The organism is Demequina sp. NBRC 110056 (assembly GCF_002090155.1).
Classification (GTDB): domain Bacteria; phylum Actinomycetota; class Actinomycetes; order Actinomycetales; family Demequinaceae; genus Demequina.
Map to the genome: position 1 here is coordinate 1 of NZ_BBRM01000008.1, position 15528 is coordinate 15528.

Below are 15528 nucleotides of genomic sequence, written 5' to 3' on the forward strand. Positions count from 1 at the left end.
GGCATCGGCTACGCCTACCTCCACCACGCCGTTGATGACTGCAGCCGGTTGGTCTACTCCGAACAGCTCGCCGACGAACGCAAGGAGACCGCGGCCGCGTTCTGGCATCGAGCGAACGCGTTCTTCGCCGACCATGGCATCACCGTCACCGCCGTGATGACAGACAACGGCTCGTGCTACCGCTCGAGAGTGTTTGCTCAAGCCCTCGGTGACAACATCACCCATGTCCGTATCCGGCCCTACCGGCCGCAAACCAACGGCAAGGTCGAACGGTTCAACCGGACCCTTGCCGCCGAATGGGCCTACGCCCAGACCTACCGCTCAGACGCCGCCCGCGCAGCCACCTACGACGACTGGCTCCATCACTACAATCACCATCGCGCCCACACCGCACTCGACGGATCAACGCCCGCCGACCGCGTTCACAACCTCACGGGGAAGAACATCTAAGGCCTAAGAGCAACGAGTTGGATCCATTTCGCGGAGGGTGTGCGCGGGCCGATGCGCTCGCTGGCACCCTTCGCGTGCGGCTCGGGGTGGTGGTCAGGCCTCGTGGGCGAGCTCGAGCTCGATGAGCCGCTCCCACGCGATGCGCAGCAGGAACGGGTCGTCCACGTGGATGTACTTGAGGGCCGCCCACAGCTCGTAGGCGAGGGCACGGGTCGCGGTCGACGGGGTGATGGTGCCGTAGCCGCGCCAGAACTCGTCGCGGGCGTCGATGGGCACCATGGTCGCCGCGAACCCCAGATCGCCCGCGGGATCGCCGGCGCCGAAGTTGTGCCACAGCAGGATGCCCGCGAAGTCGCCGCGGTCCGACATTACAGCGCGCGGCTCGAGCCGTCCGTGCGTCCACGTGGGGGCGGCGTCGATGGGCTCCGCGGCTCCGGTCGCGAATGCCGCCTGGACCAGGTCCTCGTCGATCACCCGGTTCTCGGGGGCGCCCTTGCGCACGGCGAAGTCGAGCATCAGCTCGAACTCCGGGCGCATGGCCTCGAGGCCCACGCCGGTCACGGGGTTGACGGGCGCACGCCGCGGGGCGGGCCGATGGATCTCGCGGATCGCGGCGCCCAGGCGCTCGACCGACGAGCCGTGCAGTGGCACGAAGGCGCTCGACGACGCGGAGATCCACCGCACGAGCGTCCAGTGGTACGGGAAGCCGTGGCCGGGGACCCCGCGCGAGATCGGCAGGCTCGCCGGGAACGTCCAGTGCGGCGACTGCGCCGCGACCAGCTCCGTGACGCGCGCGTACTCGCCGTCCTTGTCCGCCGTGCGCGGGAAGATCGCGCCGTAGTCGTCGCCGATGCGGATCGCGAACTGGTCCTCGAGCGTGTACCGCCGGCCCAGCTCGACCCCGGCCAGCTGGGGGAACTGCTCGTCGATGAGGGAGCGTGCCATCTCATCCGAGATGTAGAACGGCCGGTCGCCATCGGTCGCGAGCATGGACGTCACTGTAGCGGGGGATTCGCCCCGTTCATGGCGGTGTGTCCCGCGGGTGCCAGCGCGCGCGCCGCGCGCACGGGCGCGGCTGCCCGGCCCCTCCCGCACGCGTACGCAAGGATGGTCGCCATGAACACGAGCGCAACGGCCGTGATCGTCGACCTCGACGGCACGCTCGCCCACATGGGCGACCGCCACCCCTTCGCGACCACGGGCTACGACCTCGACACCCCCAACAACCCGGTCATCGAGGTCGTGCGGGCGCTGCACCTGGCCGGCCACACCATCGTCATCGTGTCGGGCCGCAAGGAGGTCTCGCGGACCGAGACCGAATGGTGGCTCGGCACCCACCTGCCGGTGCCCTTCGAGGGCCTGCACCTGCGCCCCAACGAGGACGACCGCCCCGACGGGATCGTGAAGCGGGAGATCTACGAGCGCGAGATCGCGCCGTACTTCCGCGTGCTGTGCGTGCTCGACGACCGCAACCACGTGGTCGACATGTGGCGCGACGAGCTGGGCCTGACGTGCCTGCAGGTGGCACCCGGGGACTTCTAGGCCTCCGGCTCCGGCTCAATCCAGGGCCCGCTCCGCGCCCGAAGTGCCCATCCCCCGGTCGCGCGCTGCGGCGACGGCTGCGGCGCGGTCGCGCAGGTGCAGCTTCGCGAGGATCACCGCGACGTTGTTGCGGACGGTCTTCTCGGAGAGAAAGAGGGCCTGTGCGATCTCGTGGTTCGAGCAGCCGCTCGCGATCCGTTCGAGGATTTGGTCCTCCCGCTCGGTCAGCTCGGGGAACGGGCGCGCGGGGGGTTCATGCGGCGAGGCGAGGCGTTCGACGATCCGGCGGCCGACGTCGCCGGAGTACACGGTGCCGCCCTGGGCGACCGTGTGGATCGCGCGGGCGATCTCCTCGCGGCCGGCGTCCTTGAGCAGGTAGCCGGACGCACCGGCGCGGAGCGCCCCCAGGACGCTGGAGTCGCTCGCGTTCATCGTGAGCACGATGACCCGCGTGTCCGGAGACCGCCGCGCGATCTCGCCGATGGCGCTCATGCCATCGGTCCCTGGCATCGCCAGATCCGTGAGGGCGACGTCCGGCTGATGCTGCTCGACGAGACGGACCAGTTCGGCTCCGTCGGCCGCCTCCGCGATGAGGTCGAGGTCGGGAACCCCGGTCAGCGCCGCGGTGAGGCCGTAGCGGTAGAGGGGATGGTCATCGGCGAGGACGACGCGGACGGTCACGGGGCAACCTCGGTCGGTGCGGCGGTGGGTGCGAGTGGGAGCGCCGCGATCACCACGGTGCCAGCGGACGACGACTGGACCTCGAGCGTGCCGCCGAGCTGCTCGGCGCGGGCGCGCATCGACGCGAGCCCCACTCCGGGCGCAGCCCCGTCCGCGATGCCGGTGCCGTCATCGCTCACGCTCGCGACGAGCGCGTCGCCGGTGACCGCGAGGCCCACCGTCACCGTCGTGGCGTTGGCATGGCGGCGCGCGTTCGCGACCGCCTCCTCCACGACGCGGAACGCAGCCACCTCGACGCTTGGCGCGAGGGCTGGCACGTCGGCCGCGATGACGGTCACGGGCAGCACGCCCGCGTCGAACCGATCTCGTAGCGCAGTGGCCAGGTCGGCACGCTCCAGCTCGGTGGGCCGCAGCGCGTCGACGATGCGTCGCACCTCGGTCACGGCGCGCTCGGACTCGTCGTGCAACACATCGGCGATGCGGCGTGCACGCTGGCCGTCGCCGTCATCGAGGCTGTCGCCCAGCGCCTGGAGCCCGAGTCGCAGGCCCGTCAGCGAAGGGCCGAGCCCGTCGTGGAGGTCGCGGCGCAGGCGGTGGCGCTCGCCTTCGGCGGCCGCCACGACGGCGTCGCGCTGAGCCTCGAGCTCGTCGGCGAGGCCCGTCGCTCGGACGGTGAGCGCGACGATCCCGGCGATCGCCTCGAGAAGCGCTCGTTCGCTCGCGGTGTATCGGCGGGTGGCAGCGCCGCCGATGAGCTCGAGTTCGCCGATGCGCACGCCGGCGAGCGTGAGGTCGACGGTGACGGGAGCAGGACCCGGTGCGCCGGCGTCGGGAGTGGAGCGCGGGGCGTCCTCCGGCGTGCGTCCCGGCCGCTGCCCGGCGCTCGCGACGACGCCGCCGTCGGGGTCGCGGATCACCGCGCGCCCCGCTCCGAATGTCGTCGTGATCTCGCGCAACAGTGCTTCCAAGAGGTCCTCGCCGTCGGTCTCGACGGTCGAACTGAGGTCCGCGACAGTGCGCAGCGGGTCGGCGCGCTTGCCGTAGATGGCGCGATCGACGATCCGGCTCACCCGTGTGTGCAGTGGCAGCAGCAGCACCGCGACTCCAGCTGCGGCGAGCACCGACGGCAGCGTCGTGCCTGTGAGGCGTGCGCCGGTCGCGGCAGCAACAGCGACGTACACGCCGGCGATCGCCGTGGCCATGATCCCCGCTGTCACAGCGCGCGGGACAGCGGTGTCGATGTCGAGAAGGCGGTACTGGACGATCCCGACGGCTATCGCCGCGGGCAGGCTCAGCAGCGCCACCGCCTGGAGCGCCATGGCCACGAGAGAGTCGCCGAGCGCCGCGGTGACCATCACCGCGATCACGGCGAGAAGCAGCCAGGCGAGCTGCTGGCGCAAAGGGTGTGTCGCGCCCGTGAGGCGCGCGACGCACAGCACCCATCCCGCGACGGCGCCCGTGAGGTACACGGCCCACGGGAGCCAGAGCGTCCAGGTGGCCTCGCCGTCCGCGGGCGGCGGTCCGAAAGGCCAGGTGTGAGCGGGATCGATCATCGCGCGGACGACCTGTGCCTGAGATGCGAGCGCCCCGGCGACGGTCACGGCGGCGACGATGCGCGATGCGCGGGACGCGAGGGTGCCATGCGGGTAGAGCAGCGGCAGCAGACCGAACAGCAGGAACATACCGGTCGCTGCGATGCCGTCGACGGCGACGCCTGCTGGCGACGAGGTCCACGAGAGCCACCCTGCGCGCTCGGCGACCTCGCCTGTGACGCCGACCTGGGTGGTGCCGCCAACCGCGATGAAGAGCCATCCGAGGGGATGGTGTGGGCGCTGGATCGCGAGGTAGGCGCCCACGGCGAACCAGGAGGTGGCGACGACCCCAAGCACGACGGCGACACCCGTGGCGACGATGCCCGCGCCATCGCGCGTGTGCACCACGACCTCGCCGGCAACGGCGACGGCTGCCAGAGCCAGGACCACGGCGCCACTGAGCGCCACCCCCCACACGCGGATGGTCATGGGCCCATCATGCTCGCCGGCACTCACGGCGCGCCAGAGTCTCGTGGCCCGGGTCGTCGGGCGGATCGCCCGAGCCGCTGGGCGCCACAGCCCGCGACGGGGGCCCGCCGCCCCTGGCGGCGGGCGCGCCGGGCGGCGAAGGCTCGGTCGTGTGCACCACCGCAGGTGCTACGTGAGATCAGAAGGGCAGTTGCCATGACCGACACCACTCCCGCTCCCGAAAGTGCAAGCGCACCCGCTCCCGCAGTCACCGTCGCCGAGCCCGCAGCCCGTGGCCGCCGTGCGCCACGGGCGCCGCGCACCCGCGCGGCGACCTTTCGCGTCGTGATGGTCCTCGTCGCGCTCATGTACCTCGTCGCGTTCGGTGCGTGGAAGGGCCTGCTCGCCCCGTGGGTCACCTTCCCCGACGACATCGACCACGGATGGGAGCGCACCGCGGAGCTCCACCGCCTCGCCGATGGTGCGGCAGGCACCTTCATGGTGGCCCTGTCCGCAGGGGCGCTGATCCTCGCGGTGCGTCCGCGCGGACGGTCAGCGCTCGCCGCGTGGACCGGAGCGGCGCTCGCGGTCTCGGGCGGATTCTCGTGGCTGTCAGCCCTCATCCAGGGTCACGACGGCGTGGGCGGCCAGGCGGTGTTCTCCGCGGCGTGGGTCGCGATCATCGCCCTCGTCTTCCTCGTGCTGCACCCCGAAGGGCGAGCGATCGCACGGGGCGGGGCTCCCGATGCGGCGGGCACCCGCCCTGGCGGATGGGTCCGCACCGCGCTCGCGGTCACGGTGGGCTGCGCCGCCGCCGCGGCGCTCGCGGCGGCTCTCTGGCGCGCCAGCGGAGGCGTCTTCGAGAGCCCTCTCGAGGACGATGTCTTCAGCCTGGTCTACCTCGGCGGCCTCCTGGCCCTCGGCGCGTGGCTGGCCCGCGCGGGCCGCGAAGGGTGGCGGCCACTGACCGCGATCGTGCTCGCAAGCGCGGCGTACGCGGTGGTCGGCGGGGTCATGATCGCGCTGACGTGAGCGCCGCCCCCGTGGGAGGGCGCGGGCGCGGCGGACGCAGGCTCAGTCCTGTGCGCGCCGCGCCCTCCACTCGCGCGCGAGCAGGCCGTACATCGCGTCGTCGGAGACCTCGTCCTCGACCCAGTAGCGCTCGCGGCGGATCCCCTCGGGGATGAAGCCGATGCGCTCGAGCACCTTGATCGAGCTCACGTTGTGGGGGTGCGTCGAGGCCTCGACGCGGTGCACCTCGAGGTCGAACACGGCGTAGTCGACGAGCCGGGCGGTGGCCTCGGTCGCGTAGTAGTGACCGCGCGCCCACGGGTGGAGCGTGAAGCCCACCTCGGCGGTGCGGCCGTTCTCGGACAGCCACAGCGCGACGTCGCCCAGCACCTTCTCGTCGCGGCGCCGCACCACCGCCATCTGGTACCAGTGGCCCGCCTGCGGACCCGGGCGGCTCGTGATGTCCTCGATCAGCTCGCGCGCCCGTTCCACGGGGTACGGCGCGCGCCATGCCTGGTACTGGGCGGTCGTGGTGTCGGAGCGGCGCTCCGCGAGGTCCTCGGCGTCATCCACGGTCATCGCCCGGAGCACCAGGCGCTCGGTGACCAGCGGCTCGAACGACGTCTCCATGTCTCGACCCTAGCCCGGCCATGGCGGCCGCGCCGGGTGTCGCCGCTGGCCGCGCCGACGTACGCTCGCGCTATGCCGCGTCTGCGCCGATCGCGCCCCTCCGAGCCTGGCCTCACCCGCCGCCGCGCCGGCAAGGGCTGGACCTATCGAGACCAGGCCGGCGAGCGCATCGGCGATCCCGAGGTGATCGAGCGCATCCGGTCGCTCGCGATCCCTCCCGCGTGGACCGACGTGTGGATCTGCCCGTGGCCCTCCGGGCACCTGCAGGCGCTCGGCACCGACGAGGCGGGGCGGCGTCAGTACCTCTACCACCCGGCGTGGCGGGAGCGCCGCGACCGTGCCAAGCACGAACGGGTGCTCGAGGTCGCGTCCGGTCTCCAGGCGGCCAGGATCGTCGCCGACGCGGACGCGGCACGCGACGACATGTCCCGCGAGCACGTCCTCGGGATCGCCTTCCGGCTGCTGGACCGCGGGCTGTTCCGCGTGGGGGGCGACTCCTACGCGGCCGAGAACGGCTCGTACGGTCTGGCGACCCTGCGACGCGACCATGCGCGTGTCACCGCCGAGGGCGTGGTGTTCGACTACGTGGGCAAGTCGGGCAAGGAGCAGCACGTCGTCGTGCGCGAGGACGCCGTGGAGGCGGCGGTCACGACCCTCAAGCGCCGCTCGGGCGATCACCCGGAGCTGCTCGCCTGGCGAGAGAAGGGCACCCCCGCGGTGTGGCACGACATCGCCAGCGACGACATCAACGAGTACATCCAGATGGTGGTCCAGCCCGACGCCACCGCCAAGGACTTCCGCACGTGGCACGGCACCGTCATCGCCGCCCACGCGCTCGCGACCGTGGGCGACGCCTCGGAGATGAGCGTGACCGCCCGGCGCCGAGCCGTGGCGGGTGCGATGCGCGACGTCGCGGCGCAGCTGGGCAACACGCCGGCCGTCGCCCGGGCGTCCTACGTGGACCCAAGGGTCATCGACCTGTGGGAGGACGGCTACTCGATCGCGCCGGTCATCGACGCGCTCGGCGAGCACGGCGAGGACCTCGCCCCAGGAGCCCGCGACGCCGCGATCCAGGCCGCGATCGAGACCGCCGTCATCGAGCTGCTCACCACCTCGCCCGTGGCGCTCGACGCCCAGCTGAGGCGCGAGGCGAGGCGAGCCAAGCGCATCGCCGCGGCCGCGTAGATCCTCCGGGGCGTCGCTCGTCGGTGTCACTCGCGTGCCGGAGCGGCTGGCCACGTGCCTCTTGGGGACGGCGCTCTACCAAGCGCCCCCGCTCAGGCCTGGGCCGCGACCACCAGCTCGCCCACCGCGCGCAGCCCCTCGGTGCGGTACGGCTCGTCCTCGATGGACGCGAGCGTGACGGCGTAGGCGGCCGCGCGCGCGAGGACGCGCATCCGGCCCGGGCTGCCCGCCCCGACCCGCAGCGTTCCCTCGGCGGTGCCATAGGCCTCGAGCAGCGCGTCGGCGTGATCGGCGCCCACGAGGGTCCAGGCCTGGCCGAGGTCGGTCGCCGGGTCTCCCGCCGCAGCGTCGCCCCAGTCGAGGATGCCCGCGAGGCGGCCGTTGATGGTGAGGACGTTGCCGCCGTGCAGGTCGAGGTGCGTCCAGGTGAGTGGTGTGTCTTCGGTGGCCGCACCGGCCTCGAACAGGCCGCGCAGCGCATCGGCGTCCCGGGCCGCGAAGGTGCCGGCGTCGACGAGCGCCGTCACGCGGGCATCGAAGACCTCGGCGACCTCGGGGAGAGTCCCGCTGCGGTAGACGTTGAGCGGCGCGCCGGTGGGGGCGAGCCGGTGCACCTGCGCGAGCGCCGCGCCCAGATCGCGGGCCCCGGCGTCGGTGAGTCGCTCGTCGAAGGCCCGGGCGCCGTTCAGCCACGGCACCACCGACCACCGCCACGGGTAGCCGCAGCCCGGCTGGCCGATGCGCACCGGCACCGGCGCCGGGAACGTCCAGTCGCGGCGCATCTGGGGAAGCCAGTCGAGCTCGACCGCGGAGATGTCCGCGCCGATGGCCCGGCGCGGGAGTCGCACCGCGAACTGCTCGCCCAACCGGAAGGTTGCGTTGTCCCAGCCGTCCACGCGCGCGCCGACGGCGTGCTCGGCGAGGTCGGGGTGCTGCTCGGCGATGAGCGCGGCCACGAGCGCGGCGTCCAGGTGGACCTCCGCCTCCGGCGTGCGCATCGTCGTCACGCTCTCAGGCTAGGCCTCGACGGGCCCGCGGTGGCTAGCCTGGCCGTGTGGAGCTGGGGTTCGACTTCGACTACGTCAGCAGGCCGATGCGCGGCGAGGCAGCGCGCGCGGTCGAGCAGGTGTGGTGCGCGCGCGGCACCGTGCCGTACCGCAGCGAGCGGATCGCGCCGACGGGCTCGACGGTCGTGGTGCTCGTGCTCGGGGACCCGATCACCGAGACGGCGTCGACGGGAGCGTCGCTGACGACGGACCGGGGATTCGTCATCGGCCCGCACACGGCGCCCGTGGAGAACGCCCCGGAGGGTGAGACGTACGCGGTGGGCATCGTGACCACCGCGGTGGGATGCGAGGCCGTGCTCGGGTGCCGGCCAGCGGGGCTGCGAGGGCGCGTCGAGCCGCTCGAGGCCGCCGGGACCGCGCTCGCGGCGCTGCGCGACGAGGTGGGCGGGTTGGCCCACCGCGGCGCGTCCGCGGGCGAGCTCCTCGATGTCGTCGATCGCTTCGTCACCGCGTCGGTGGACCTCGGAGTGCCGGGCCTCGCCCGCGTCGAGCGCGCCGTGGCGGCCCTGGTCGCCGAGCCGCGCCGGCCCATCAGCGACGTCGCCGGCGAGCTGGGCGTGAGCCACGCGCACCTCGACCGCGAGTTCGCGCGCGTGGTCGGCCTGCGGCCCCGTGAGCTCGCCCGCCTCCTGCACCTGAGGGAGCTCATCGAGTGTCTCGATCCGCTCGGGCAAGTGTCCTGGGCCGATGTCGCCGCGGCGGGGGGATGGTCCGACCAGGCTCACCTCTCGCGCGACTTCAAGCGCCACACCGGGCTGAGCCCAAGCCGCTACCTCGAGACGCAGCGCGCCTTCGCCGAGGCCGGCAACCCCGGGCCGGGCTTCTCGCCGGACCTCACGCAGCCGCGCTGACGCCCGGCGACGTTGAATCCGTGCAAGACGCGGTGGGCGGTGGCGCGCGACAGTGGAGCGAGGGCATCGACGAGGAGGTCACCATCACGGATCCCGAGGCACAGAAGGCCACCCAGCTGGCCAACATCGAGGCGGCGACCGGCCGGACGGTCGCTCAGTTCGCGCAGGAGATCCAGGCCACGGGTCTGGCCAAGCACGGCCAGATCCTCGCGCACCTCAAGGAGGCCCACGGCCTCACGCACGGCAATGCGAACGCGCTCGCGCATGCGATCCGGGAGCACCTCGAGGGTGGGCCCGCGTCGGGAGACGCGCTGCTCGAGGCTCAGTACGCGGGCGGCAAGGCTCATCTGCGCGCGGTGCACGACGCGCTCGTCGCGCAGGCGACGGCGCTCGGTGAGGACGTCACCGTCGTGACGCAGAAGACCGCCGTGAGCCTGCGCCGCGCGAAGCAGTTCGCCGTCATCAAGGCGGCATCGGCGAAGCGCGTCGAGCTCGGGCTCAACCTCGAGTACACGCCGCCGGGCGACCGGGTGCGCAAGGTGGGCGGCATGTGCTCGCACGCGGCCGACCTCGGCGGGGTCGAGGATGTGGACGATGCGGTCGCTGGCTGGCTCGCGGCCGCCTACGACCGCGCGGGCTGAGCAACCTCAGCGCGCTGGGAGGCACTGAGTGCCGGAATCGAGCCGTTTTCCGGCACTCAGTGCCTGCTGGAGCGCAGACCCGAGGTCACGCGAGCAGCGTGTCCCCGATGAACCCCCCGGGCTCGCACCCCGGCGGGATCGCGAACACCGCGGAGCCGATGGGCGTCGTCCACGTGTTGAGCAGGTCCGCCTCCGCGAGCCGGGTCTGGATGGGCACGAACTGCCGCGTGACGTCCGCCTGATAGGACGCGAACACCAGGCCCGACTCGGACACGGAATCCCCGGTGGGAGCCGCGTCGTAGTTGTAGGAGCGACGGAAGATGACCTCGTGGTCCTCGACCGGACGCGCCCTAGCGATGTGCGACACGGGCGAGATCACCGACAGACCCGCGGCGTTGACCGCCTCGAAGTCGGGCTCGTCGGCCTCCCGGGACCCTGTCAGCGGCGCACCGTCGTGGAAGCGACGGCCCACGGAGAAGCCGCGGGCCACGGGATCCACCTCGTCCCACGTGTCGAGGTCGAGGCGCGTGCGCCGGATCACCAGCGAGGTGCCGCCCGCGAGCCAGCGGTCGCTGCTCCACACCACCCGGTCGAACTCGGCGGTGCCGGGCTCGGGGTTGGTGGTGCCGTCGACCTGGCCGAAGAGGTTGCGCATCGTGGTGCCGGAGGCCTCCGAGCCGTACGCGCGGCGGAAGCCGTCCTGGCGCCAGCGCACGGTCGCGAACGCACGGGCGTCCTTGAGCAGCATGCGCACGGCATGCGCCACCGTCACGGCATCGTCCGAGGACACCACGAGCAGCAGGTCGCCGCCGTTCCAACGCTCCTCGAGCCCGTCGATCGTGAACTCCGGCAGCGGCGCGAGCCACGCGGGCACCGCGGCGGCGCCGCCCGCCCGGCGCACGAGCTCTGGGCCGAACCCGAACGTCACCGTCAGCGCCGCGGGGGCGACCGCGAGCTCCGGCTCCGTGTCCGCGAGCGCGCCGTGACCCGCCGAGAGCCGCGCCGCGTCGTCCGTGAGCAGGCGCATCATCCGTCCGAGCGCATCGGCATCGGTGTCCGGCAGCAGGTCGAGCGCCACGAACGAGGCCTGCGCCGTGATCGGGGTGTCGATGCCTGCCTGGTGCGCGCCGTGGAACGGCACGGTGCGGGCGCCGTTCAGTCCGGCGGCGTCGAGCTCAGCTTGGCGGGCCGCGGGGAGCACGCCCGTCCGGTCCGCGGCGAGCGCGACCGCCGCGCCGGCGCCGGCGGCCACCCCTCCGAAGAGGAGCGACCGCCGGCTGAAGCCGGAGTGGCCAGCCTGGGGCTGATCGTCTGTCATGGGGTTCAGTGGTCGTGGTCCTCGTCGCCGTGGTCGTGACCCTCGGCGTCCTCGGACTCCATGTCCATCGAGTCGTGATCCATGCCCTGGTGATCGCCGTGTTCGTCATCGGCGCCGTAGTCTTCGTTCGCGCCCGAGAACTCCTTGGCCGTGGCCGTGAACTCGAAGGTCGAGCCGTCCTCGAACGTGAGCGTGAAGTCGACGTCCGCGCCCACCTCGATGGGCGACTCGACGCCCATGAGCATGATGTGGTTGCCGCCGGGCTCCATGACCAGCGACTCACCGGGCTCGATGGTGAAGCCGGCCTCCTTCTGCTGCATCATGGCCGCGCCGTCGTTGCCGGTCACGGTCTCGTGCAGCTCGATCATCGGCGACGCCGCCGTCGACGCGGAGACCAGCACGATGGCCTCGTCCGTGCCGTTGGTGAGCTCGCCGAACGCGGCGGTCATGCCCGCGTCGACAGACTTGACCCACGGGTCGGTGATGGTGATCTCGCCCGACGCGTCGTCGGAGCCCGAGGCGCAGCCGGCGAGGGCGGCGACGGTCAGCGCGGCGAGGGCGGCGGCGCGCACGGACGCGCGCGAGGTGAGGTTGGTGCGTGAGTGCAGCGTGGTGCGTGAGTGCAGGGTGGTGCGAAGCATGGGTGTCTCTCTCTGTCTGCTGGGGCGCGAGGCGCCCCGAACCGGGGAAGGCATCGGCACGCGCCGATGCGCCCGCCACCGTCCAGGGGGACGGCCGGGCTCGAGGTCAGGCAGACAGCGCGGGTGGGCCGCGCAGCGGGCGGACACCACGAACGACGTCGCGGAGGTGACGCGGGGCCGATGCGCGGGCAGGGTGCCGTACCGGCGTCGCCTCGCGGGCGACGACGGGTCCGGGGGCGAGAGGCAGGAGTCGGCCGCCGAGCCAGGCAAGGCCGCGACGCGCGCGCTCGAGGAGCCACTCGGCCCGGTGGAGCGCGGCGGTGGTGAGGATCGCGGCGAGCACGTGCGCGAAGGTCATGACTCCGCCACCGTGCGCGCCGTGGGAGACGGTACCCTCGGCGACGGTGATGGCTCCGGCGTGGTGCGCGTGCCCGGAGACCGTCATGGTCGCGCCGCCCGAGCCGAGCACGAAGAGGGTGTGGAACAGCGCCTGGCTCACCGCGACCGCGGTGCCGAGCCGCCAGAGCGACAGCGCCTGGCCCGCGAGCTGCAGGCACACCGCGAAGGACAGCCCCAGCGGCACCAGCACACCGGCGCCTGCGGGCGCCTGCCCACCGCCGAGCACGTGGGAGCCCAGAGCGATGAACGTCGCGACGGCGGCAGCGAGCGCTGCACGCGCGATGCGGAGGCTCCGGGACACGCGGCGATTCTCCCACGCGCCATCTGACGCGTCCGCCGGCTCAACCCTGGTGCGTCGACGCCCCCATCCGCCGCACGGCCTCCGTGATGACGTCCGGATGGGTCGCGATGTTGAGCCGCACGTGGCCCGCACCGCCGGTCCCGAAGGTCGGCCCCGAGTTGAGCGCGACCCTCGCGTGCTGCAGGAAGTGTGAGGACGGGTCACCCTCGATGTCGAGCCCGCGGCAGTCGAGCCACGTGAGGTATGTCGCCTCGGGCATCCGGTAGACGGCGCCGGCGAGGTGCTCGTCGACCAGCGTCGCGAGCAGGCGGCGGTTCTCGTCGAGGCCCGCGAGCAGGGCATCGAGCCATGGCTCGCCGTCCCGGTAGGCGACCGTCTGCGCGAGCACCCCGAAGTGCGTGGGACCGTGGTGAGGCGAGCCCGCGTAGCGCGCCAGCTCGGTCTGCACCGCGGCGCCGCCCACCACGATCGCCGCCGGGATGCCCGCGAGGTTCCAGGTCTTCGACGCGGCGTGCAGCGCGAACCCACGCTCGCCGCCGTCGACGCTGAGGTAGGGGACGAACCCGTGATCGGCGTACACGAGCGGCGCGTGGATCTCGTCGACCACGACGCGCACGCCGTACTGGTCGGCCAGCGCCGCGACGCGTTCCAGCTCGGCGCGGGTGTGTGCGATTCCCGTCGGGTTGTGGGGGCTGCACAGCAGGTAGCCAGCGGAGCGCCCGCCCGCCGTGGCTGACGCGAACGCCTCCTCCAGCGACGCGAAGTCGAGGCGCAGGTCCTCCCCGAGCGGCGCCTCGGTGATCTCGCGGCCGGCCGCGCGCAGGTACGAGTAGAAGGGCGGGTACACGGGCGAGTTGACGATCACCTGGTCGCCCGGCTCGGTGAGCAGGCACAGCACGTCGGTGTAGCCGGTGATGACGTCCGCCACCGTGGTCATCTGACCCGGGGACACGGACCATCCCCAGCGGCGGTCGGCGAACTCGGCGAGCGCGTCGGTGTACGCGTCGCCTGCGGCGTACCCCATGTCCCCGTCCGTGACCGCGCGCTCGAGCTCGGCGCGGATCGGCGCTGCGAGCGGCACGTCCATCTCGGCGACCCACAGCGGCAGCACGTCGGGGTCGTACTTGCGCCACTTCGCGCTGGTGCGGCGGCGCAGGTCCGCGAGCGTCAGCTGGGTCAGAGGATTGGGGTGCAGCGGTTCGGGGGCAGGAAGGGCCATCGTCACACTGTGGCAACCGCGCCCCGGCGACGCAAGTGCGGCCCCCTGAGCGCGCATCGGCGCGGAGCGAGCGCGGGGCCGATGCGCTGGCATAGCCTGGCGGACATGCGGCGGTCACGAGGGGTCTGGAGCGGCGTCGACTGGCGCTCCGACGAGGGTCGCTTCCCGGTGGGAGCGCTGCTCGCCGTGCTCGTCGTCGCGGCCGTCGGCTACGGCGCGTACTGGTTCCTGGGCGAGAACGGCTTCCTCGGCGAGCCGGAGGCCGAGGCATCCCAGGACGTCGAAGCCGCGGGCCAGGACGAGGAGGACCCCCGGCCGGAGTGGCTGCAGGACACCGACCATCAGGTGCCGGCCATCGTCGTTCCGGAGGACGACCGCATGCCGCAGTCGCGCAACCTCGAGCCGTGGGTGTGGGACGAGGTCGACGAGGACTGGGGCCTGACCGTCATCCGCGTGGGCGAGGGAGACCAGTACACGTGGTTCTCCGACGTCCAGGAGCTGTACCTGGTGTCCCCGTCGGAGGATCTCTTCAAGGTCGCGGAGTTCGACACCACCATCAACCGTGACGTCGTGCACTGGGATCCCGAGCTGCTGACGTCGTGGATCAAGCGCAGCGATGGCGCAGCCTATGAGCAGGTCATCGAGTTCGACCTGCGCGACCAGAAGAACACGTACGACTTCGCGGCCTCGGCGCTCAGCACCGCGAACCGCGTGGAGAACGGCATCGCGAACCTCGACGTCGTGGGCGTCCAGCCGGACGACTACGAGCTGTGGGTGTCGTTCGACGCGAACGGCGACGCGACCGGGGTGCTGTGGCGCGACGGCGAGGAGTGGATCGGCAGCCTCGTCGACAGCGAGATCGGCCGGCAGGTGCGCCAGGGCTTCTCGGAGGATCGCGGCATGCCGGCGTGGATCGACGCGTCGACGGGTCGAGCGGTGTACCACGGGCAGTACGTCGACCCGGATCTGGGCACCGTGACGGAGCACGTGTGGCTCGTGCACGACCTGCTGACGGACACGGTCACCGAGGCGGTCGTCGACGTGCCGGGTGCGAACTGCAACCCGCTGGGCGGTGGGCACGGCGGCGAGTTCGACGGCGACCGCATCGTCGCCGTGTGCGGCGGCACCGAGTACCTGCTCGATCCCTACGCAGGGGGCGCGGCCGTCGAGCGCTAGTCGACGGCGCCGCGCTCGGCGAGAGCCTCGAGCAGCGTGGCGCGGAACCGCTCGACGTCGCCCGCGACCGCGTCGAGCGCGTCGGGCCCCACGACGATGTCCCACGAGCCGTCGATGCGCGCCGCGACCAGCGCGAGGTCTTCCCCGGCGATCGCCGCCGCGAGCTCGCTGTCGATCTCGTTGCGGTGCAGCAGTCGCATGGGCGCCGGCAACGTGGACGCCATCCGGTCCCACTCCGGCTTGCGGCGCACGGGCGAGTGCGTGATGTCGCACAGCGCGCAGTGGGCCCGTCCCAGCATGTGGCCGATGACGTAGGCGACCTCGCCGCGCACGCCGCCGTCCGCGTCGTAGACGCCGGCGAGCTCCGTCAGTCGAGGCATGCTCGCTCAACCCGTCCGCGTGGACCGCTATTCCGG

17 protein-coding genes are annotated in these 15528 nt (G+C 72.6%); 7 read left to right on the forward strand and 10 right to left on the reverse strand.

Going from position 1 to position 15528, the window contains the following annotated elements; genetic code table 11:
• A partial coding sequence (locus B7K25_RS12350; RefSeq protein WP_144019002.1) for an integrase core domain-containing protein occupies window positions 1–450 on the forward strand: 450 nt, incomplete at its 5' end.
• Window positions 451–543: 93 nt separating this feature from the next.
• On the opposite strand, the gene B7K25_RS12355 is transcribed toward B7K25_RS12350, so the two are convergent.
• Window positions 544–1440 (reverse strand): phosphotransferase, encoded by an 897-nt coding sequence (locus B7K25_RS12355; RefSeq protein WP_084106384.1) that lies wholly within the window; start codon window positions 1438–1440, stop codon window positions 544–546.
• A 126-nt stretch (window positions 1441–1566) separates the two neighbouring features.
• On the opposite strand from B7K25_RS12355, the gene B7K25_RS12360 reads away from it, so the two are divergent.
• Entirely contained in the window at window positions 1567–1992 is a 426-nt protein-coding gene (locus B7K25_RS12360; protein WP_084106386.1) for a hypothetical protein, read from the forward strand.
• 15 nt (window positions 1993–2007) lie between these two features.
• On the opposite strand, the gene B7K25_RS12365 is transcribed toward B7K25_RS12360, so the two are convergent.
• Window positions 2008–2673: a response regulator transcription factor gene (locus B7K25_RS12365; protein ID WP_084106388.1), complete on the reverse strand. Its 666-nt coding sequence runs from the start codon at window positions 2671–2673 to the stop codon at window positions 2008–2010.
• Window positions 2670–4694, reverse strand: coding sequence for a sensor histidine kinase (locus B7K25_RS12370; RefSeq protein ID WP_084106390.1), 2025 nt, complete (start codon window positions 4692–4694; stop codon window positions 2670–2672). The genes B7K25_RS12365 and B7K25_RS12370 overlap by 4 nt, the downstream gene beginning before the upstream one ends.
• Window positions 4695–5018: 324 nt before the next feature.
• On the opposite strand from B7K25_RS12370, the gene B7K25_RS12375 reads away from it, so the two are divergent.
• Complete coding sequence (locus B7K25_RS12375) at window positions 5019–5705, forward strand: hypothetical protein (RefSeq protein ID WP_159450207.1); 687 nt, start codon at window positions 5019–5021, stop codon at window positions 5703–5705.
• Window positions 5706–5747: 42 nt separating this feature from the next.
• On the opposite strand, the gene B7K25_RS12380 is transcribed toward B7K25_RS12375, so the two are convergent.
• The gene (locus tag B7K25_RS12380; protein WP_084106394.1) at window positions 5748–6314 is read right to left on the reverse strand and encodes a GNAT family N-acetyltransferase; all 567 of its coding nucleotides are present in this window, start codon (window positions 6312–6314) and stop codon (window positions 5748–5750) included.
• A gap of 72 nt (window positions 6315–6386) precedes the next feature.
• Between B7K25_RS12380 and B7K25_RS12385 the strand changes: the two genes are divergently transcribed.
• Window positions 6387–7499, forward strand: a complete 1113-nt coding sequence (locus B7K25_RS12385; protein ID WP_084106396.1) for a DNA topoisomerase IB — start codon at window positions 6387–6389, stop codon at window positions 7497–7499.
• Between the two features lie 92 nt (window positions 7500–7591).
• Here the strand turns inward: B7K25_RS12385 and B7K25_RS12390 are convergent, their stop codons facing one another.
• On the reverse strand, window positions 7592–8497 hold the full coding sequence (locus B7K25_RS12390; RefSeq protein WP_234988276.1) for a phosphotransferase: 906 nt from the start codon (window positions 8495–8497) through the stop codon (window positions 7592–7594).
• A gap of 56 nt (window positions 8498–8553) precedes the next feature.
• Between B7K25_RS12390 and B7K25_RS12395 the strand changes: the two genes are divergently transcribed.
• Both B7K25_RS12395 and B7K25_RS12400 read left to right on the forward strand, forming a co-directional pair.
• Window positions 8554–9417 (forward strand): AraC family transcriptional regulator, encoded by an 864-nt coding sequence (locus B7K25_RS12395; protein WP_084106400.1) that lies wholly within the window; start codon window positions 8554–8556, stop codon window positions 9415–9417.
• Window positions 9418–9437: 20 nt separating this feature from the next.
• Window positions 9438–10058, forward strand: coding sequence for a DUF4287 domain-containing protein (locus tag B7K25_RS12400; RefSeq protein ID WP_159450208.1), 621 nt, complete (start codon window positions 9438–9440; stop codon window positions 10056–10058).
• Between the two features lie 85 nt (window positions 10059–10143).
• On the opposite strand, the gene B7K25_RS12405 is transcribed toward B7K25_RS12400, so the two are convergent.
• The 4 genes from B7K25_RS12405 to B7K25_RS12420 all read right to left on the reverse strand — a co-directional run bounded on the left by B7K25_RS12405 (window position 10144) and on the right by B7K25_RS12420 (window position 13936).
• Window positions 10144–11376 carry a Dyp-type peroxidase gene (locus B7K25_RS12405; protein WP_084106403.1) on the reverse strand — a complete coding sequence of 411 codons (1233 nt, stop codon included), beginning with the start codon at window positions 11374–11376 and terminating at the stop codon, window positions 10144–10146.
• Window positions 11377–11381: 5 nt separating this feature from the next.
• Window positions 11382–12017: a copper chaperone PCu(A)C gene (locus B7K25_RS12410; RefSeq protein ID WP_084106404.1), complete on the reverse strand. Its 636-nt coding sequence runs from the start codon at window positions 12015–12017 to the stop codon at window positions 11382–11384.
• Window positions 12018–12123: 106 nt separating this feature from the next.
• The gene (locus tag B7K25_RS12415) at window positions 12124–12717 is read right to left on the reverse strand and encodes a hypothetical protein (RefSeq protein WP_084106406.1); all 594 of its coding nucleotides are present in this window, start codon (window positions 12715–12717) and stop codon (window positions 12124–12126) included.
• Between the two features lie 40 nt (window positions 12718–12757).
• Window positions 12758–13936 (reverse strand): MalY/PatB family protein, encoded by a 1179-nt coding sequence (locus B7K25_RS12420; protein WP_084106408.1) that lies wholly within the window; start codon window positions 13934–13936, stop codon window positions 12758–12760.
• 105 nt (window positions 13937–14041) lie between these two features.
• Between B7K25_RS12420 and B7K25_RS13780 the strand changes: the two genes are divergently transcribed.
• The gene (locus B7K25_RS13780; protein ID WP_084106410.1) at window positions 14042–15112 is read left to right on the forward strand and encodes a hypothetical protein; all 1071 of its coding nucleotides are present in this window, start codon (window positions 14042–14044) and stop codon (window positions 15110–15112) included.
• Here B7K25_RS13780 and B7K25_RS12430 read toward each other — a convergent pair.
• Window positions 15109–15492 (reverse strand): hypothetical protein, encoded by a 384-nt coding sequence (locus B7K25_RS12430; protein ID WP_084106412.1) that lies wholly within the window; start codon window positions 15490–15492, stop codon window positions 15109–15111. The two genes, B7K25_RS13780 and B7K25_RS12430, sit on opposite strands and share 4 nt — an antisense overlap.
• Between the last annotated feature and the right edge of the window lie 36 nt (window positions 15493–15528).